The sequence below is a fragment of the Azospirillum cavernae genome (genome assembly GCF_003590795.1).
Lineage (GTDB): Bacteria > Pseudomonadota > Alphaproteobacteria > Azospirillales > Azospirillaceae > Azospirillum > Azospirillum cavernae.
The window spans coordinates 371,843-387,517 of sequence record NZ_QYUL01000004.1; the positions used below are offsets into that span (position 1 = coordinate 371,843).

General features: G+C 66.8%; 13 protein-coding genes. 11 read left to right on the top strand and 2 right to left on the bottom strand.

Annotated features, from left to right (window positions below):
• Window positions 1-125: 125 nt before the first annotated feature.
• Window positions 126-1,724 (bottom strand): alkyl hydroperoxide reductase subunit F, encoded by a 1,599-nt coding sequence (ahpF, locus tag D3877_RS24850; protein WP_119833471.1) that lies wholly within the window; start codon window positions 1,722-1,724, stop codon window positions 126-128.
• Window positions 1,725-1,907: 183 nt separating this feature from the next.
• Window positions 1,908-2,471, bottom strand: a complete 564-nt coding sequence (gene ahpC, locus D3877_RS24855; protein WP_119833472.1) for an alkyl hydroperoxide reductase subunit C — start codon at window positions 2,469-2,471, stop codon at window positions 1,908-1,910.
• Window positions 2,472-2,714: 243 nt separating this feature from the next.
• Between ahpC and D3877_RS24860 the strand changes: the two genes are divergently transcribed.
• The 11 genes from D3877_RS24860 (at window position 2,715) to D3877_RS24910 (ending at window position 15,545) form a co-directional block, all read left to right on the top strand.
• Entirely contained in the window at window positions 2,715-3,626 is a 912-nt protein-coding gene (locus tag D3877_RS24860) for a hydrogen peroxide-inducible genes activator (RefSeq protein ID WP_119833473.1), read from the top strand.
• Between the two features lie 144 nt (window positions 3,627-3,770).
• Entirely contained in the window at window positions 3,771-4,751 is a 981-nt protein-coding gene (locus D3877_RS24865; protein ID WP_119833474.1) for an extracellular catalytic domain type 1 short-chain-length polyhydroxyalkanoate depolymerase, read from the top strand.
• Window positions 4,752-5,081: 330 nt separating this feature from the next.
• Complete coding sequence (locus D3877_RS24870; RefSeq protein ID WP_119833475.1) at window positions 5,082-6,374, top strand: NAD(P)-dependent oxidoreductase; 1,293 nt, start codon at window positions 5,082-5,084, stop codon at window positions 6,372-6,374.
• 15 nt (window positions 6,375-6,389) lie between these two features.
• A complete protein-coding gene (gene preA, locus D3877_RS24875; protein ID WP_119833476.1) occupies window positions 6,390-7,670 on the top strand; it encodes an NAD-dependent dihydropyrimidine dehydrogenase subunit PreA in 1,281 nt (426 codons plus the stop codon).
• 36 nt (window positions 7,671-7,706) lie between these two features.
• A complete protein-coding gene (locus D3877_RS24880; protein WP_119833477.1) occupies window positions 7,707-8,969 on the top strand; it encodes a Zn-dependent hydrolase in 1,263 nt (420 codons plus the stop codon).
• Between the two features lie 72 nt (window positions 8,970-9,041).
• Window positions 9,042-9,728 (top strand): TetR/AcrR family transcriptional regulator, encoded by a 687-nt coding sequence (locus D3877_RS24885; RefSeq protein ID WP_119833478.1) that lies wholly within the window; start codon window positions 9,042-9,044, stop codon window positions 9,726-9,728.
• A gap of 13 nt (window positions 9,729-9,741) precedes the next feature.
• Window positions 9,742-11,181, top strand: a complete 1,440-nt coding sequence (gene hydA, locus D3877_RS24890; RefSeq protein WP_119833479.1) for a dihydropyrimidinase — start codon at window positions 9,742-9,744, stop codon at window positions 11,179-11,181.
• 115 nt (window positions 11,182-11,296) lie between these two features.
• Entirely contained in the window at window positions 11,297-12,052 is a 756-nt protein-coding gene (locus D3877_RS24895; protein ID WP_119833480.1) for a 2OG-Fe(II) oxygenase, read from the top strand.
• A gap of 664 nt (window positions 12,053-12,716) precedes the next feature.
• Window positions 12,717-13,760, top strand: a complete 1,044-nt coding sequence (locus D3877_RS24900; protein ID WP_158599994.1) for a pentapeptide repeat-containing protein — start codon at window positions 12,717-12,719, stop codon at window positions 13,758-13,760.
• 98 nt (window positions 13,761-13,858) lie between these two features.
• Window positions 13,859-14,740 (top strand): LysR family transcriptional regulator, encoded by an 882-nt coding sequence (locus D3877_RS24905; protein WP_119833481.1) that lies wholly within the window; start codon window positions 13,859-13,861, stop codon window positions 14,738-14,740.
• Between the two features lie 202 nt (window positions 14,741-14,942).
• Entirely contained in the window at window positions 14,943-15,545 is a 603-nt protein-coding gene (locus D3877_RS24910; RefSeq protein WP_119833482.1) for a cold-shock protein, read from the top strand.
• Window positions 15,546-15,675: the final 130 nt, after the last annotated feature.

The following is a 15,675-nucleotide window of genomic DNA, read 5'->3' on the forward strand; positions in this document are numbered from 1 at the left end:
CTATCCGCTTTTTCACCGGATTGGCCGTGCCGCCGCAAACGCCCCGCCAAAACGCGCAGGGTCCACCCCGGCTTTCCCCTGGGCAGACCCTGAACCATGATGACAAACACACGGTGATGAGGCGCTTACTCCGCCGCGACGCTTTCGACCGGGTGGCTGACCTCCTCCGCCGGGACGGTGCGGATCAGGAAGTCAAAGGCCGACAGCGCCGCTTTCGCGCCCTCGCCCATGGCGATGATGATCTGCTTGAACGGCGTCGTCGTCGCGTCGCCAGCGGCGAACACGCCGGGGACGGAGGTTTGGCCACGGGCGTCCACCTCGATCTCGCCGCGCGGCGACAGGGCGACTGCACCCTTCAGCCATTCGGTGTTCGGCACCAGACCGATCTGCACGAAGATGCCTTCAAGATCGACCCGGCGCAGATCGCCGCTGTTGCGGTCCTTGTAGGACAGGCCCGTCACCTTGGCCCCGTCGCCATGCACCTCGGTGGTTTGGCCCGAGGTGACGATGCTGACGTTGGGCAGGCTGTTCAGCTTGCGCTGAAGCACCGCGTCGGCGCGCAACTGGCTGTCGAACTCGATCAAGGTGACGTGCGCCACCAGACCGGCGAGGTCGATGGCCGCCTCGACGCCCGAATTGCCGCCGCCGATCACCGCCACCCGCTTGCCCTTGAACAGCGGGCCGTCGCAGTGCGGGCAATAGGCCACGCCCTTGTTGCGGTATTCCGCCTCGCCCGGCACGTTCATCGAGCGCCAGCGGGCGCCGGTGGACAGGATCACCGTGCGGGATTTCAGCGTGGCGCCGCTGGCCAGCCGGATTTCGATCAGGCCGCCGGGAACCGCCGCCGGGATCAACGCTTCAGCGGTTTGCAGGTTCATGATGTCCACGTCATACTCTTTGACGTGCTGCTCCAGGGCGGTGGCCAGCTTCGGCCCTTCGGTGTGCGAGACCGAGATGAAGTTTTCAATGGCCATGGTGTCGAGCACCTGACCGCCAAAGCGTTCCGCCGCCACGCCGGTGCGGATGCCCTTGCGGGCGGCGTAGACCGCCGACGCCGCGCCCGCCGGGCCGCCGCCGATCACCAGAACGTCAAAGGCGCCCTTGGCCTTGATCGTCTCGGCGGCGCGGGCCGCCGCGCCGGTGTCGAGCTTGGCGACGATCTGCTCCAGCCCCATGCGGCCCTGGCCGAACGGCTCGCCGTTCAGATAGATCGCCGGAACGGCCATGATCTGGCGGCTCTCAACCTCGGCCGGGAACAGCGCGCCGTCGATGGCGACATGCTTGATCCGGGGGTTGAGCACGCTCATCAGATTGAGCGCCTGCACCACGTCGGGGCAGTTCTGGCAGGACAGCGAGAAATAGGTCTCGAACTGGTAATCGCCGTCCAGATCCTTGACCCGCTCGATCAGGTCGGCGGATTCCTTGGACGGGTGGCCGCCGACCTGCAACAGGGCGAGCACCAGCGAGTTGAATTCATGGCCCATCGGCAGACCGGCGAACCGCACGGCGATGTCGGTTCCAACACGGGCGATGGCGAAGGAGGGCGTGCGCGCGTCGTCGCGGCGCACCAGCGTGATCTTGTCCGACAGGGACGCGATGTCCTCCAGCAGACCCAGCATTTCCTGGGATTTCGGCGAGCCGTCGAGCGACGCAACCAGTTCGACGGGCTGCGTGATCCGCTCAAGATAGCCCTTCAGTTGGCCTTTGAGAGTGGCGTCCAGCATGGCAATGGTTCCCGAATGTGAAGGCGTCGGAACGAACCGAGTGCGCGTCGGTGGTGGTCCGGCAGGGAGGATTTTGAAAATTTTAAAGCGCAGGCGGGGCGCAAGGCCCGGCATTTTTTAAGGGGGGAGCGGCCCTGGTTCCGGTGTTGCTCGGAACCAGGGCCGTCCGCCCGTCAGACGAACTTAGATCTTGCCAACCAGGTCGAGCGAGGGGGCGAGGGTCTTCTCGCCTTCCTGCCACTTGGCCGGGCAGACTTCGCCGGGGTGCGAGGCGACATACTGGGCGGCCTTGACCTTGCGCAGCAGCTCGCCCGCGTCGCGGCCGATGCCGCCGGCGGTGATCTCGACGATCTGGATCTTGCCGGCCGGATCGACGACGAAGGTGCCGCGATCAGCGAGGCCGACCTCTTCGATCAGAACGCCGAAGTTGCGGGACAGGGTGGTGGTCGGGTCGCCGACCATCGTGTATTCGATCTTGCCGATGGCGGGCGAGGTGTCGTGCCACGCCTTGTGGGCGAAATGCGTGTCGGTCGACACGGCGTAGATCTCGACGCCCAGCTTCTGGAAGGCGGCGTAGTTGTCGGCCAGATCCTCAAGCTCGGTCGGGCAGACGAAGGTGAAATCGGCGGGGTAGAAGAACACGACCGACCATTTGCCCTTCAGGTCGGCGTCGCTGACGTCGATGAACTTGCCGGACTTGAACGCGGTCGCCTTGAAGGGCTTAATTTCGGTGTTGATCAAAGACATAGAACTCTCCGATGGGTGACTATGGGTGGGGAAGCGGCGCTGTCCCGGCCCCCGATGACGCCCGCGTGGCGATCCGCGCTGTTTCAGCGGACTTGGCGGCGGGCGGTCTTGGCGGCTCGTCAGGATCGGTGCGGCGTCTCCCCCGGGGTTGCTTGACCAGGAGAGGAATAGGGGAAATCGCTGACCAAGAGAAACACAAAATACCGATTGCATTGATCGGAAAAACCGATCAATCATTCCCCCATGAAACCCCTGCCGACGCTGCGCCAGCTCCGCTATCTCGTTGCCGTGGTTGACCGATGCCATTTCGGACAGGCGGCGGACGCCTGTCTGGTCAGCCAATCCACCTTGAGCGCCGGAATTCAGGAGCTTGAGGATCTGCTTGGCACGCCGCTGCTGGAACGCACGCGGCGGACGGTGATGCCGACGCCCCTTGGCCGCGAAATCGCCGAACGGGCGCGCAGCCTGCTGAAGGACGCGGAGGATCTGGTGGACATCACCCGCGCCGCCGCCGACCCGATGGCCGGGCCGCTGCATCTGGGGGTGATTCCCACCATCGGCCCCTTCCTGATTCCCCGCGTCATGCCCGATCTGCGGACGAGCTTCCCCAATCTGAAACTCTATCTGCGCGAGGATCAAACCGCCCGCCTGCTCGACCGGCTGAACAGCGGGGAGTTGGACGCCGCCCTGCTCGCCCTGCCCTACCCGATGGGCGACATCGAAACGCTGGACATCGCCGAGGATCATTTCTCCTTCGTCTGCCTGCCCGAACATCGTCTGTGCGCCTCGGCCACCGCCCACCCCATCGACGTGGCGATGGAGGATTTGTTGCTGCTGGAAGACGGGCATTGCCTGCGCGATCACGCGCTGGCCGCCTGCGCGCTGGACAGCGCCCCGCGCAACACGGTGTTCCAGGGCACCAGCCTGCACACGCTGGTGCAGATGGTCGCCAACGGGCTGGGGGTGACTTTGCTGCCGCAGATGGCAGTCGAGTCGGGCATCCTGCGCGGCCTCAATCTGGTGGTGCGCCCGCTGGACGGCGAGCGGCCTTTCCGCCGCATCGCGCTGGTCTGGCGGCGGACCTCCGGGCGAAAGGAAACCTTCCGGCGGCTGGGCGCCTCGCTGAAGGCGTCGCTGACGCCGCCCGCCGTTTAGAGCGCCGCGCGCTAAATCTGAAACAGTGCGGCGCTCTAATCTTTGATTTATCGAGCAGATTCACGCGTTAAATCGACCCCGATTTAACGCGATCTGCTCTAAGCCAGTCTGTAACCGTTCCCGATCCAGAAAGCGCACCGTCCCATGCCGAACCGATTTCCCCATCGTCTGGTCCAGGCGGCCCGCGTGGGCCTGGGCGCCACCCTGCGCCGCTTGGCGCGCCGCTTCTCCCCGCCCAGCGTTCCGCCCGCCCCCTTGCCTGAGCGCGCGTCCTTCGCCACCCGGTCGCACAGCGGTCCGACGGGAACGCGCGCCTACGCGCTTTATACGCCCGCCAACCGGGGCGATGGGCCGCTCCGCCCGCTGCTGGTGATGCTGCACGGCTGCACCCAGACGGCGGATGATTTCGCCGCAGGAACCGGCATGAACGCGCTGGCCGAGGCGCACGGCGTTTTCGTCGCCTACCCGGAACAACCGGCGTCGGCCAACCCGCAAAAATGCTGGAACTGGTTCCGGCCCGAAGATCAAGCGCGCGACCAGGGCGAACCGGCGCTGATCGCCGACCTCACCCGCGCGCTTCTGCGCGATCACCCGATTGACCCAAGCCGCGTTTGGGTCGCCGGACTGTCGGCGGGCGGATCGGCGGCGGCCATTCTCGGAGCCGTCTACCCCGATCTCTACGCGGCGGTTGGCGTGCATTCCGGTTTGCCCGCCGGGGCCGCCCATGATCTGCCCTCCGCCCTCCTCGCCATGCGCCAGGGGGCGGAGGCGGCGGCGCCGCTTCGCCGCGCGGTTCCCACCTTCATCGTTCACGGCGATCAGGACCGCGTGGTCAACCCGCGCAACGCCGAGGCGCTGGCTAGCGCCGTCGTCGCGTCGGCTCCGGGATTGAACGGCGCGACCGAGAAAGACGGGCAGGCACCGGACGGCCACGCCTACCGCCGCGCTCTGTTCGCCGACTCCAACGGGCGAATCCTGTGCGAGCGTTGGATGATCCACGGCGCCGGGCACGCCTGGATCGGCGGCCATCCCGCCGGGTCCTACACCGACCCGCAAGGGCCGAACGTCGCCAAGGACATGCTGCGCTTCTTTCTTGCGCAGCGCTTGACCGCCACCCCGGCCTGACGGCGGTCTTCCCCGCAACAATCATGCTTTTTTACACCCCCCTGCCGCCAAATCAGGCAGGGGCGCCGCTGGTCAATCCCTTGATGCGGCTGGATTTGACGCGGCGCACAGCGAGCATTTCGCCCTGTTTGGACGGCAACGCCCACCAAATAGGCGCAGAAAGTCCGTATTGCGTGCAATTCGCGCGGCTGCCATGATTGTCCAAGGCGTCAGTTCTTGACCGTGTAGTCAGCTTTTCCGCCACCCTCCGGCCCTTGCAATTGCTTGGCACGGCGGTTGCTGATGAACGGGAAGCCACGCCGCTTAGCGACCAAAGGGAAGCCATCCGCCATGACCCTGAACGCTGACATTCCGGCTTCGCCCTACGCCGATCTCACGCCGCCTTTGACGGCGGTGCAGGCGCTTGCCGAATCCAACCGCTGCCTGTTCTGTTACGACGCCGCCTGTGTGCGGGCCTGCCCGACCGGGATCGACATCCCCTCCTTCATCCGCTCCATCGCCACCGGCAATCTGAAGGGCGCGGCCACCACGATCCTGTCGGACAACATCATGGGCGGAACCTGCGCCCGCGTCTGCCCGACGGAAACCCTGTGCGAACAGGCCTGCGTCCGCAACACCGCCGAGGAGCGCCCGGTCGCCATCGGCCGGTTGCAGCGCCACGCCACCGACCACCTGTTCGCCCGCAAAGGCCCCCACCCCTTCGCCCGCGCCGCCAGCACCGGCAAGCGCGTCGCCGTGGTCGGGGCCGGTCCCGCCGGTCTGTCCTGCGCCCACCGGCTCGCCACGCTGGGCCATGAGGTGACGGTGTATGAGGCCAAGCCGAAATCCGGCGGCCTGAACGAATATGGCCTCGCCCCCTACAAGATGGCCGATGATTTCGCCCAGCGCGAGGTCGCCTTCATCCTGGAGATCGGCGGAATCACCATCGAGCATGGCCGCCGCCTGGGCGCCGACCTGTCGCTGGAAACGCTGCGCGCCGAGTTCGACGCCGTGTTCCTCGGCGTCGGTCTGGGCGGCAACAACCTCCTGAACATCCCCGGCGAGGAGCGCGACGGCGTGGAGAACGCCACCGCCTTCATCGAACGGGTGCGGCAGGCGACCCCGGACGCCCCGGTGGCCGTGGGCCGCAGCGTCGTGGTCATCGGCGGCGGCAACACCGCCATCGACGCCGCCATCCAGGCCAAGCGCCTAGGGGCGGAAGATGTGACGCTGGTGTACCGACGCGGGCGCGGCCAAATGGGCGCGACGGCGTGGGAGCAGGAGTTGGCGCAAACCAACGGCGTCGTCCTGAAAACCTTCGCCGCCCCGGTCGCCATCGACGCGCAGGGAATCACCCTGGAGCGCACCCGGTTGGAGGATGGCAAACTCGTCTCCACCGGCGAGCGTTACAGCCTGCCCGCCGCCATGATCCTGAAGGCGGTGGGCCAGACGCTGGCGCGCGAGGCGCTGGACGGGCTGACCATCGCGGGCGGCAAGATCGTCATCGACGACGACCACCGCGCCAGCCTGGACACGGTCTATGCCGGGGGCGATTGCGTCGCCAGCGGCGAGGATCTGACCGTTCAGTCCGTGCAGGACGGCAAGCTTGCCGCCCTGGCCATTCACCGCCACCTGACCGCCTGAGACGGGAGCCGAACCATGGCCGATCTGCGCAGCACCATCGCCGGCATCCGCTCGCCGAATCCCTTCTGGCTGGCGTCCGCCCCGCCCACCGACAAGCTGACCAACGTCGTCCGCGCCTTTCAGGCCGGATGGGGCGGCGTGGTCTGGAAGACGCTGGGCGAGGATCCGCCCGTCGTCAACGTGTCCAGCCGCTACGGCGCGCATCTCGACAACGAGCGCAAGCTGATCGGGCTGAACAACATCGAACTGATTTCCGACCGCCCGTTGGAGGTCAATCTCCAGGAGATCATCCAGGTCAAGCGCGACTGGCCCGACCGCGCCATGGTCGTGTCCCTGATGGCGCGGATCGAAGAAGAGGCCTGGGCCGGGCTGGCTCGCCGCATCGCCGCGACGGGCGCGGTGGACGGGCTGGAACTGAACCTGGGCTGCCCGCACGGCATGTGCGAGCGCGGCATGGGATCGGCCATCGGCCAGGTGCCGGAGATGGTCGAGCAGGTGACGCGCTGGGTCAAAAACGCCACCAACCTGCCGGTCATCGTCAAGCTGACGCCCAACATCACCAACATCCTGTGGTCGGCGGAAGCGGCCAAGCGCGGCGGGGCCGACGCGGTGTCGCTCATCAACACCGTCAACTCCATCGTCGCGGTCGATCTCGACGCCATGGCCCCGACGCCGGTGGTCGATGGCAAGGGCAGCCATGGCGGCTATTGCGGCCCGGCGGTGAAGCCCATCGCGCTCAACATGGTGGCGGAAATCGCCCGCAACCCGGACACGGCGGGGCTGCCGGTGTCGGGCATCGGCGGCGTCACCAACTGGCGCGACGCGGCGGAGTTCCTGGCGCTGGGGGCGACCAACGTGCAGGTGTGCACCGCCGCCATGACCTTCGGCTTTAAGATCGTCGAGGATATGATCAGCGGCCTGTCCAACTGGATGGACGACAAGGGGTACGCCAACCTCGATCAACTGTCGGGCCGGGCCGTTCGCAACGTGGTGAACTGGAACGACCTGAACATGAATTTCTCGACCAAGGCGGTGATCGACCCGGCCTTGTGCATCGACTGCGGACGCTGCCACATTGTGTGCGAGGACACCTCGCATCAGGCGATCCGCATCGACCAGGGGGAGGGCCGCCGGATCTTCACCGTGGTCAACGAGGAGTGCGTCGGCTGCAACCTGTGCTCCCACGTCTGCCCGGTGCCCGATTGCATCACCATGCAGCCGGAGGAAAACGGCTTGCCCCCCATGACCTGGCCCAACGACCCCCGCAACCCGATGCGCGCCGCCGCCGCCGAATAAGCCCGGCCCACCCTTTACGTCTGGGAGAGAGCAACGATGTCTTACCCGCAGAATGTCGCCGTGAACGGCTCGCGCCTGTGGCAAAGCCTGATGGACATGGCGCAGATCGGCGCGACGCCCAAGGGCGGCGTCTGCCGACTGGCCCTGACCGACTTGGACAAGCAGAGCCGCGACCTGTTCGCGCGCTGGTGCGAGGAGGCGGGATGCACCATCAGCGTGGACAAGATGGGCAACATCTTCGCCCGCCGGGCCGGTCGCGACGACAGCCTGCCCCCGATCATCATGGGCAGCCATCTGGACAGCCAGCCGACCGGCGGCAAATATGACGGCGTCTATGGCGTGCTGGCCGGGTTGGAAGTGGTGCGCAGCCTGAACGACATGGGCTACGTCACCGAGGCCCCGGTCGAGGTGGCGGTGTGGACGAACGAGGAAGGCTCGCGCTTCGCCCCGGCCATGGTGGCGTCCGGCGTCTTCGCCGGGGTGTTCGATCTGGAGTATGGTCTGTCGCGCGCCGATCTGGATGGCAAGACGATGGGCGAGGAACTCGCCCGCATCGGCTACGCCGGGGACCAGGAGGTCGGCGGGCGCAAGGTCGGCGCCTATTTCGAGGCCCACATCGAACAAGGCCCGATCCTGGAGGCCGAGGGCAAGACCATCGGCGTCGTCACCGATTGCCAGGGCCAACGCTGGTACGAAATCACCTTCACCGGCCAGGAGGCCCACGCTGGGCCGACGCCGATGACCCGCCGCAAGGACGCCCTGCTGGGGGCCGCGCGCGTGGTGGACGCGGTGAACCGCATTGGCTTGAAGTATGGCCCGGCGGCCTGCGCCACGGTCGGGCTGATGCAGATTCACCCGAACTCGCGCAACGTCATTCCGGGCCGCGTCTTCTTCACCGTCGATTTCCGCCATCCGAAGGATGAGATTTTGGCGGCGATGGACGCCGAACTGCGCGCCGCCGTGGAAGAAATCGCCAGCGGCATCGGGCTGGAGAGCGACTTCAAGCAAATCTGGTATTACGCCCCCATCCAGTTCGACGCCGATTGCGTAAAGGCGGTGCGCAACGGGGTGGAACGCACCGGCTATTCCTTCCGCGACATCATTTCCGGCGCCGGTCACGACGCCTGTTATCTGTCGAAGGTGGCGCCGACCGGCATGGTCTTCATCCCCTGCATCGACGGCATCAGCCACAACGAGATCGAGGAAACGACGCCGGAATGGTCCACGGCGGGCTGCGAAGTTCTGCTGCACGCCGTGCTGGAACGGGCAAACGCCGAGCGATCCCCGGCAGCCGCGTGATACAGTCCGTCTCTCTTCGCCCCTCTCCCGAAGCGGGAGAGGGGCTTCAAGGATGATGGACGAAGGTTGGCGATGACGCTGAAAACAGATCCGGCCCCCCCCGACGCCGCCCCGCAAGGGCGCATCCGCCGCGAGAATGTGGAACGCATTCTCAAGGCGGCGGAGGCCGTGTTCGCGGAGGCCGGATGCGCCGGGGCGACCATGGCCGACATCGCCGACAAGGCCGGGCTGCCCAAGGCCAATCTGCATTATTACTTCGGCACCAAAGAGGATCTGTACCGCGCGGTGCTGGACAACATCCTGCGGCTGTGGCTCGCCCCCATCGACGCGCTGACGCCGGACGCCGATCCGGCCGCCGCGCTGACCGCCTACATCACCACCAAAATGGAAGCCTCGCGCACCCGGGCGCAGGCGTCCAAGGTGTTCGCCAACGAGATCCTGCATGGCGGGGCGCAGATCGAACGCTTCCTGTCCGACGATCTGCGCCGTCTGGTCGACGCCAAGGCCGCCGTCATCGACGGCTGGGTCGCCGAAGGCCGCATGGCCCCGGTGGACGCCCGCCAATTCCTGTTCATGATCTGGGCCGTGACCCAGCATTACGCCGATTTCGACGTCCAGGTCCGCAAGGTTCTGGGCCGCCGCACCCTGACCCGCCAGGATTTCGCCCAGATCACCGCCGAGGTGCTGCGGATGATCCTGCGCGCCGCCGGGCTGCCGGAACCGGCCCCTTCCCCCACCCCATCCCCGACCAACGCATAAGGGAGCGCCTTCCATGGGTATCGTCATTCGCGGTGGAACCGTCGTCACAGCCGAGCAGACGCAGCGCGCCGATGTCTATTGCGAGGATGGCCTCATCAAGGCCGTTGGCGACGCGCTGGACGTTCCCGCCGGAACCGAAGCGGTGGAGGCGGGCGGCTGCTTCGTCATGCCCGGCGGCATCGACCCGCACACCCACATGGAATTGCCCTTCATGGGCACGGTGACGACCGAGGATTTCTTCAGCGGCACCGCCGCCGGTTTCGCGGGCGGCACGACGACGATCATCGACTTCGTCATCCCCAACCCGAAACAAAGCCTGATGGAGGCCTATCACACCTGGCGCGGCTGGGCGGAAAAGGCGGCGGGCGATTACAGCTTTCACGTCGCCGTCACCTGGTGGGACGAGACGGTGCGCGCCGACATGGGCACGCTGGTCGCCGACCATGGGGTGAACAGCTTCAAGCATTTCATGGCCTACAAGAACGCCATCATGGCCGACGACGAGGTGCTGGTGAACAGCTTCCAGCGCTGTTTGGAGCTGGGAGCCATCCCGACCGTCCACGCCGAAAACGGCGAGCTGGTGTTCCAGTTGCAAAAGAAGCTGCTTGCCCAGGGCATGACCGGGCCGGAGGCGCATCCCCTGTCCCGCCCGCCGGAGGTGGAGGGCGAGGCCGCCAACCGCGCCATCCAGGTCGCCAAGGTGTTCGGCGTGCCGGTCTACATCGTCCATGTCTCGGCCAAGGAAGCGCTGGAGGCGATCACGCGCGGCCAGGACGGCGGCCAGCGGGTGTTCGGCGAGGTGCTGGCCGGGCATCTTCTGATCGACGACAGCGTGTACCGCAACCCCGATTGGGATGTCGCCGCCGGTCACGTCATGAGTCCGCCCTTCCGCGCCAAGGAGCATCAGGAGGCGCTGTGGCGCGGCTTGCAGGCGGGGCATCTGCACACCACGGCGACCGACCATTGCTGTTTCTGCGCCGAGCAAAAGGCTGTGGGACGCAACGACTTCACCAAGATCCCGAATGGCACGGCGGGGATCGAGGACCGCATGACCGCGCTCTGGACGCATGGCGTCAACACGGGTCGTCTGACGATGAACGAGTTCGTCGCCATCACCTCGGCCAACGCGGCGAAGATCTTCAACCTGTACCCGCGCAAGGGATCGGTCAGCGTCGGGGCCGACGCCGATCTGGTGGTGTGGGATCCGGCGGCGACCAAGACCATCTCGGCCAAGACGCAAATGCAGAAGGTCGGCCTGAACATCTTCGAAGGCATGACGGTGACGGGAACCCCAGCCTACACGCTGAGCCAGGGCAAAATCGTCCACGCGCTGGGCGAAAGCCGCGCCGTGCGCGGGGCGGGCCGCTACGTCAACCGCCCGGCCTTCCCGTCTGTCTACGAAGCGGTGAAGAAGCGCAACGCGCTGAACGTCCCGACGCCGGTCGTTCGCTGACGCAAGGCGGGGATTCGACCGCAAGAGCCGGGATGTCCGATCCGGCGGGCGGCGCCACAGTCACGGCGTGAAGGGGCGGCTGGCGCCGCCCCGCCCGCTGGATGGACGCCCCGCCATGCCCCTCGCCTCTCTCGCCCTTTCCCGCCCCTGCCCTGTTGTTGACAAATCCTGGACCGCGCGCGCCGACGCCCTGGATTGGGGGCGGATCGAGGCCGATTTGGACGCGGCGGGCAACGCCCTGGTCGGGCCGCTGCTGACCGCCGACGACTGCGCCGCCCTGACGGCGCTGTACCCGCAAGACGCTCCCTTCCGCAGCCGGGTGGTGATGGCCCGCCATGGCTTCGGCAAGGGCGAATACAAATATTTCGCCTATCCCCTGCCCGCCCCCATCGCCGGGCTGCGCGGCGCGCTGTACGAACGGTTGGCCCCCATCGCCAACCGCTGGAACGACCGCCTCGGCGTGTCCGTTCGTTACCCCGCCGACCACGCCGCCTTTCTGAACCGCTGCCGCGCCGCCGGTCAGACCCGGCCAACGCCCTTGCTGCTGAAATACGCGGTGGGCGATTACAATTGCCTGCATCAGGATCTGTATGGCGAAACGGTGTTTCCGCTTCAGGCCGCCATCCTGCTGTCTGAACCGGGGCGGGATTTTCGGGGCGGCGATTTCGTGCTGACCGAACAGCGCCCGCGCCAGCAATCCCGCGCCGAGGTGGTTCCCCTGCGCCAAGGCTGGGCGGTGATCTTCGCCGTCAGCCACCGCCCCACCCAGGGCGCGCGCGGAACCTTGCGCGTCACCCACCGCCACGGCGTCAGCCGCCTGCTGGCGGGGGAACGTTTCACCACCGGCATCATCTTTCACGACGCGCCGTAAACAGGGCGGCCTGCGGGCGGCGGCTGTCGGAGACAGTGATCCGATCCGACGCGCGCGCCCATCTTGCCAAAGCCCAATCACCGCAGGACGATCACCGCAGGAATCCCCTCTCCCCCCCGGGGAGAGGTTAGGGTGAGGGGGTGGCGCCGCGTGGCCCATCGGGCAGAGCCGACGCGATCCGCCAACCCCGCTCATCCTCGCCATGCATCCCCCTCACCCCGACCCTCTCCCCGGGGGGGGAGAGGGGGAAGGGCGCGCGCGTCGGTGGGGCGTCGCCAGCCGAAACATCGCCCATCTTGCCAAAGCCCGATCACCGCAGGAATCCCCTCTCCCCCCCGGGGAGAGGTTAGGGTGAGGGGGTGGCGCCGCGTGGCCCATCGGGCGGAGCCGACGCGATCCGCCAATCCCGCTCATCCTCGCCATGCGTCCCCCTCACCCCGACCCTCTCCCCGGGGGGGAGAGGGGGATGGGCGCGTGGGTTGGCGGGGCGTCGCCAGCCGAAAAATTGCACATCTTGCCAGAGCGCGCGTTTGCGCGTGTAGTGAGGCCCGGCGCAAGGCGGCGAGGGTGTGGGCGGATGGTTGGGGTGCGGGGTTGGTGTCTCGGTTGCTGGCGACGGGCGTGCGGCGCCGTCCAAAGCTTGGGGAAACAGGCGAAAGAATGGGTGCGCAACGATCCCCCATCCGCCATCGCGGCCCTGTTCGCCGTGGTGCTGGTGCTGGAGTTGCTGCTGTTGGGCGGCAAGACGGGGGCCGCTCTGACCTCCTTCGACGCCATCGCGGATCATGACAAAAAGGTCGAAGCCTTTGGCAAGCTGATTTCCGCCATCGGCTTGCTTGCCGCCGCGCCCGTCGGCGTGGCTGGCGTCGCGTTGGCCTTTTGGCGCAGTTGGAACCAGCACCGCGACGGGCTGACGGCGATCCGAAAGCTGGACGCCGAAGCCTACGCCAAAGCGGCGGAAGCCTTCGCCAAGGCGGTGGAGCAACTGGGCCACGACAAATCATCCATCCGCATGGGTGCCGCTCTGGCCTTGGAGGCGTTGGGAAAATCCACCCCGCGCTTGCTGTCCCAAGCCATTGAAGTTCTTTGCGCCTATGTCCGGGAAGCACGGCCCGTCTCACCGACCGCCCCAACGGATAAGACAGCGGAAACCGAGCTGGTTTCACCGCTCCCCACGGACATCCAGTTGATTCTTGACATCGTCAACCGTCTGAAACGGGAAGACAAAGACAACCGAATCAAAATTGATCTTTCGCTCGTAGATCTCCGAGGCGCCCGCCTGCGCTGGGCCAACTTGAGCGGGGCAGACCTGTGGGAGGCTAACCTGTACGGGGCTGACCTGAGCCGGGTCAACCTGAGCGGGGCTGACCTGAGGTGGGCCAGCCTGGGCAGGGCCAACCTGAGCGGGGCCAGCCTGAGCGGGGCCGACCTGAGCTGGGCCAGCCTGAGCTGGGCCAGCCTGCACGGGGCCAACCTGCACGGGGCCGACCTGAGCGGGGCCGACCTGAGCGGAGCCAACCTGCACGGGGCCGACCTGAGCGGGACCGTCCTGTACGGGGCCAATCTTATCGGGGCCACCCTCACCGACACCATCTTTGAAAACACCACCCTCACCAACACCATCTTTGAAAACACCCTCCTCCCCGATGGCCGCGTCTGGACCGGCAAAGGCCCCCCACCCGACCCCACCCCCGTAACGAATGCGTGAGCGCCGACATTTCCAATACCCTCCACCCCATGGCTTGCGTACAAGCATGACGGAAGCCCCTTCGTCGTTAGGGCCATCACGAACAGCGGGCCGTTGGGATGGAAATTCATCAGGTTCAGTATTTCATGGCGCTGTGCCAGACCTTGAACTTCACCCGCGCCGCCGACGCCTGCGGGGTGACGCAGCCGTCCTTGACCAAGGCGATCAAGAAGCTGGAAGACGAGATGGGCGGGCCGTTGTTCCGGCGGGAGCGCGGGTTGACCCATCTGTCCGATCTGGGGCGTCTGATGCGCCCGCATCTGGAGGCGGTGTTCAACGCCAGCGAAATGGCCCGGCATCAGGCCGAAAGCTGGCGCAAGCTGGACCGTTCGCCGCTGCGCGTCGGGTTGATGTGCACCATCGGGCCGGGGCGCATGGTCGAATTCCTCAAACGGGTCCGCCGCGAAATCCCGAATGTCGAGGTCACGCTGAAAGACGCGCCGGGCCGCGAGGTGGTGCGGCTGTTGATGGAGGGGGAACTCGACGTCGCCTTTGTCGGGTTGCCCGACCTGCCCGACCGCTGCGACCATGATCTTCTCTACCGCGAACGCTACACCGTCGCCTTTGCCCCCGGTCATCGGTTCGAGGCGATGGACCGCGTGCCGTACAAGGAACTGCATGGCGAAGAGTATCTGTCCCGCCTGAACTGCGAATACCCCGATCATTTCTCGGCGTTGGGGGTTCCCGACACGGTGGACGTCCGCGTCTGCTACGCGACGGAGCGGGAGGATTGGGTGCAGGCGCTGATTCTGGCCGGGATGGGCTGCGCCGTCATGCCGGAATTCCTGCCGATTCTGCCCGGCATCGCCACGCGGGTGATTGTGGAGCCGGAAATCTCGCGCGAGATCCGGCTGGTGATGGTGTCGGGCCGCCGCCATTCCCCCGCGCTGCGCAGCTTCGCGGCGCTGGCCAAACGCCATCCTTGGGTGGCTGGCGGGTAAGTTTGGCGCTGTCTGACGGCGAATTGCGAATTTTTCGTCGCAGTCCGGCGCGGACCGCAACGGTGATGTGGCTTTTCTTCGGTCGATTTATGATAGGGTGCGCGCAGCCGGGGCCGTTCTACGGTCGCGACGCGCGGCGTTGCGCCCGCATCAGGGGATAGCCGCCGCCTGCCCGGCTTTCGGGACGCGAAAGGGAATTGCATTGAGCGACGAGTTTAAGAACGTCACGGCGACGGTGAAGTGGTTCAAGCCGGAAAAAGGTTTTGGTTTTGTCCGTCTGGCCGACGGCACGGGCGAGGCGTTCCTCCACGCGTCGGTCCTGGCCGCCGCCTCCCTGCCCAACCCGGTGGAAGGCACGATTCTGGTTTGCGACATGGCGCAAGGCGCCAAGGGGCCGCAGGTCGTCGCCATCCATTCGGTGACTCCGCCGGAAAATCCCCCCGCCCCGCGCGCCCGCCCGGCCCGCCCCCAGCGCGGCGCGCCGCCCATCGCCCAGCAGCCGCAGCCCGACTATGGCGACGTCGCCGCCGCCCCGCCCCGCGCGCCCAAGCCGCCGCGTGAGCGCCGCGAACGCCCGGCGGAGCCGGTCGGCCCGGCGGTCATGGCCTATGGCACCGTGCGCTGGTACAATCTGGACAGCCAGTCCGGCCTGATCGAGCCGTGGGAAGACGGCGCCGACGTGTTCTTTGACCGGGCCACCCTGCGCCTGTCCGGCCTGGAAATCGTCGCCGACGGCGAAGACGTCCGCTATGTCGCCTATGGGGCGGAAGACGCGCCGGTGGCCCAGCGGGTCGAGTTGATCTGACCCTCGGTCCGGCGGCCTTGTTCCACCGCACAAGCGCCGCCGGACATCAGGGCCGTCCTCAATACCGCCTCTGCACAAAGTCCTGCACACTGCCCATCTTATGATTGATGGACCGCGCGCGTTCTAAGGT

Bases quoted from the DNA above. Each gene is read 5' to 3' on its own strand.
- D3877_RS24860 (WP_119833473.1), top strand. From the start codon at position 2,715: ATGAAACCCCTGCCGACGCTGCGCCAGCTCCGCTATCTCGTTGCCGTG.
- D3877_RS24895 (WP_119833480.1), top strand. From the start codon at position 11,297: ATGCCCCTCGCCTCTCTCGCCCTTTCCCGCCCCTGCCCTGTTGTTGAC.
- D3877_RS24870 (WP_119833475.1), top strand. From the start codon at position 5,082: ATGACCCTGAACGCTGACATTCCGGCTTCGCCCTACGCCGATCTCACG.
- preA (WP_119833476.1), top strand. From the start codon at position 6,390: ATGGCCGATCTGCGCAGCACCATCGCCGGCATCCGCTCGCCGAATCCC.
- D3877_RS24865 (WP_119833474.1), top strand. From the start codon at position 3,771: ATGCCGAACCGATTTCCCCATCGTCTGGTCCAGGCGGCCCGCGTGGGC.
- ahpF (WP_119833471.1), bottom strand. From the start codon at position 1,724: ATGCTGGACGCCACTCTCAAAGGCCAACTGAAGGGCTATCTTGAGCGG.
- D3877_RS24880 (WP_119833477.1), top strand. From the start codon at position 7,707: ATGTCTTACCCGCAGAATGTCGCCGTGAACGGCTCGCGCCTGTGGCAA.
- D3877_RS24905 (WP_119833481.1), top strand. From the start codon at position 13,859: ATGGAAATTCATCAGGTTCAGTATTTCATGGCGCTGTGCCAGACCTTG.
- hydA (WP_119833479.1), top strand. From the start codon at position 9,742: ATGGGTATCGTCATTCGCGGTGGAACCGTCGTCACAGCCGAGCAGACG.
- D3877_RS24885 (WP_119833478.1), top strand. From the start codon at position 9,042: ATGACGCTGAAAACAGATCCGGCCCCCCCCGACGCCGCCCCGCAAGGG.
- ahpC (WP_119833472.1), bottom strand. From the start codon at position 2,471: ATGTCTTTGATCAACACCGAAATTAAGCCCTTCAAGGCGACCGCGTTC.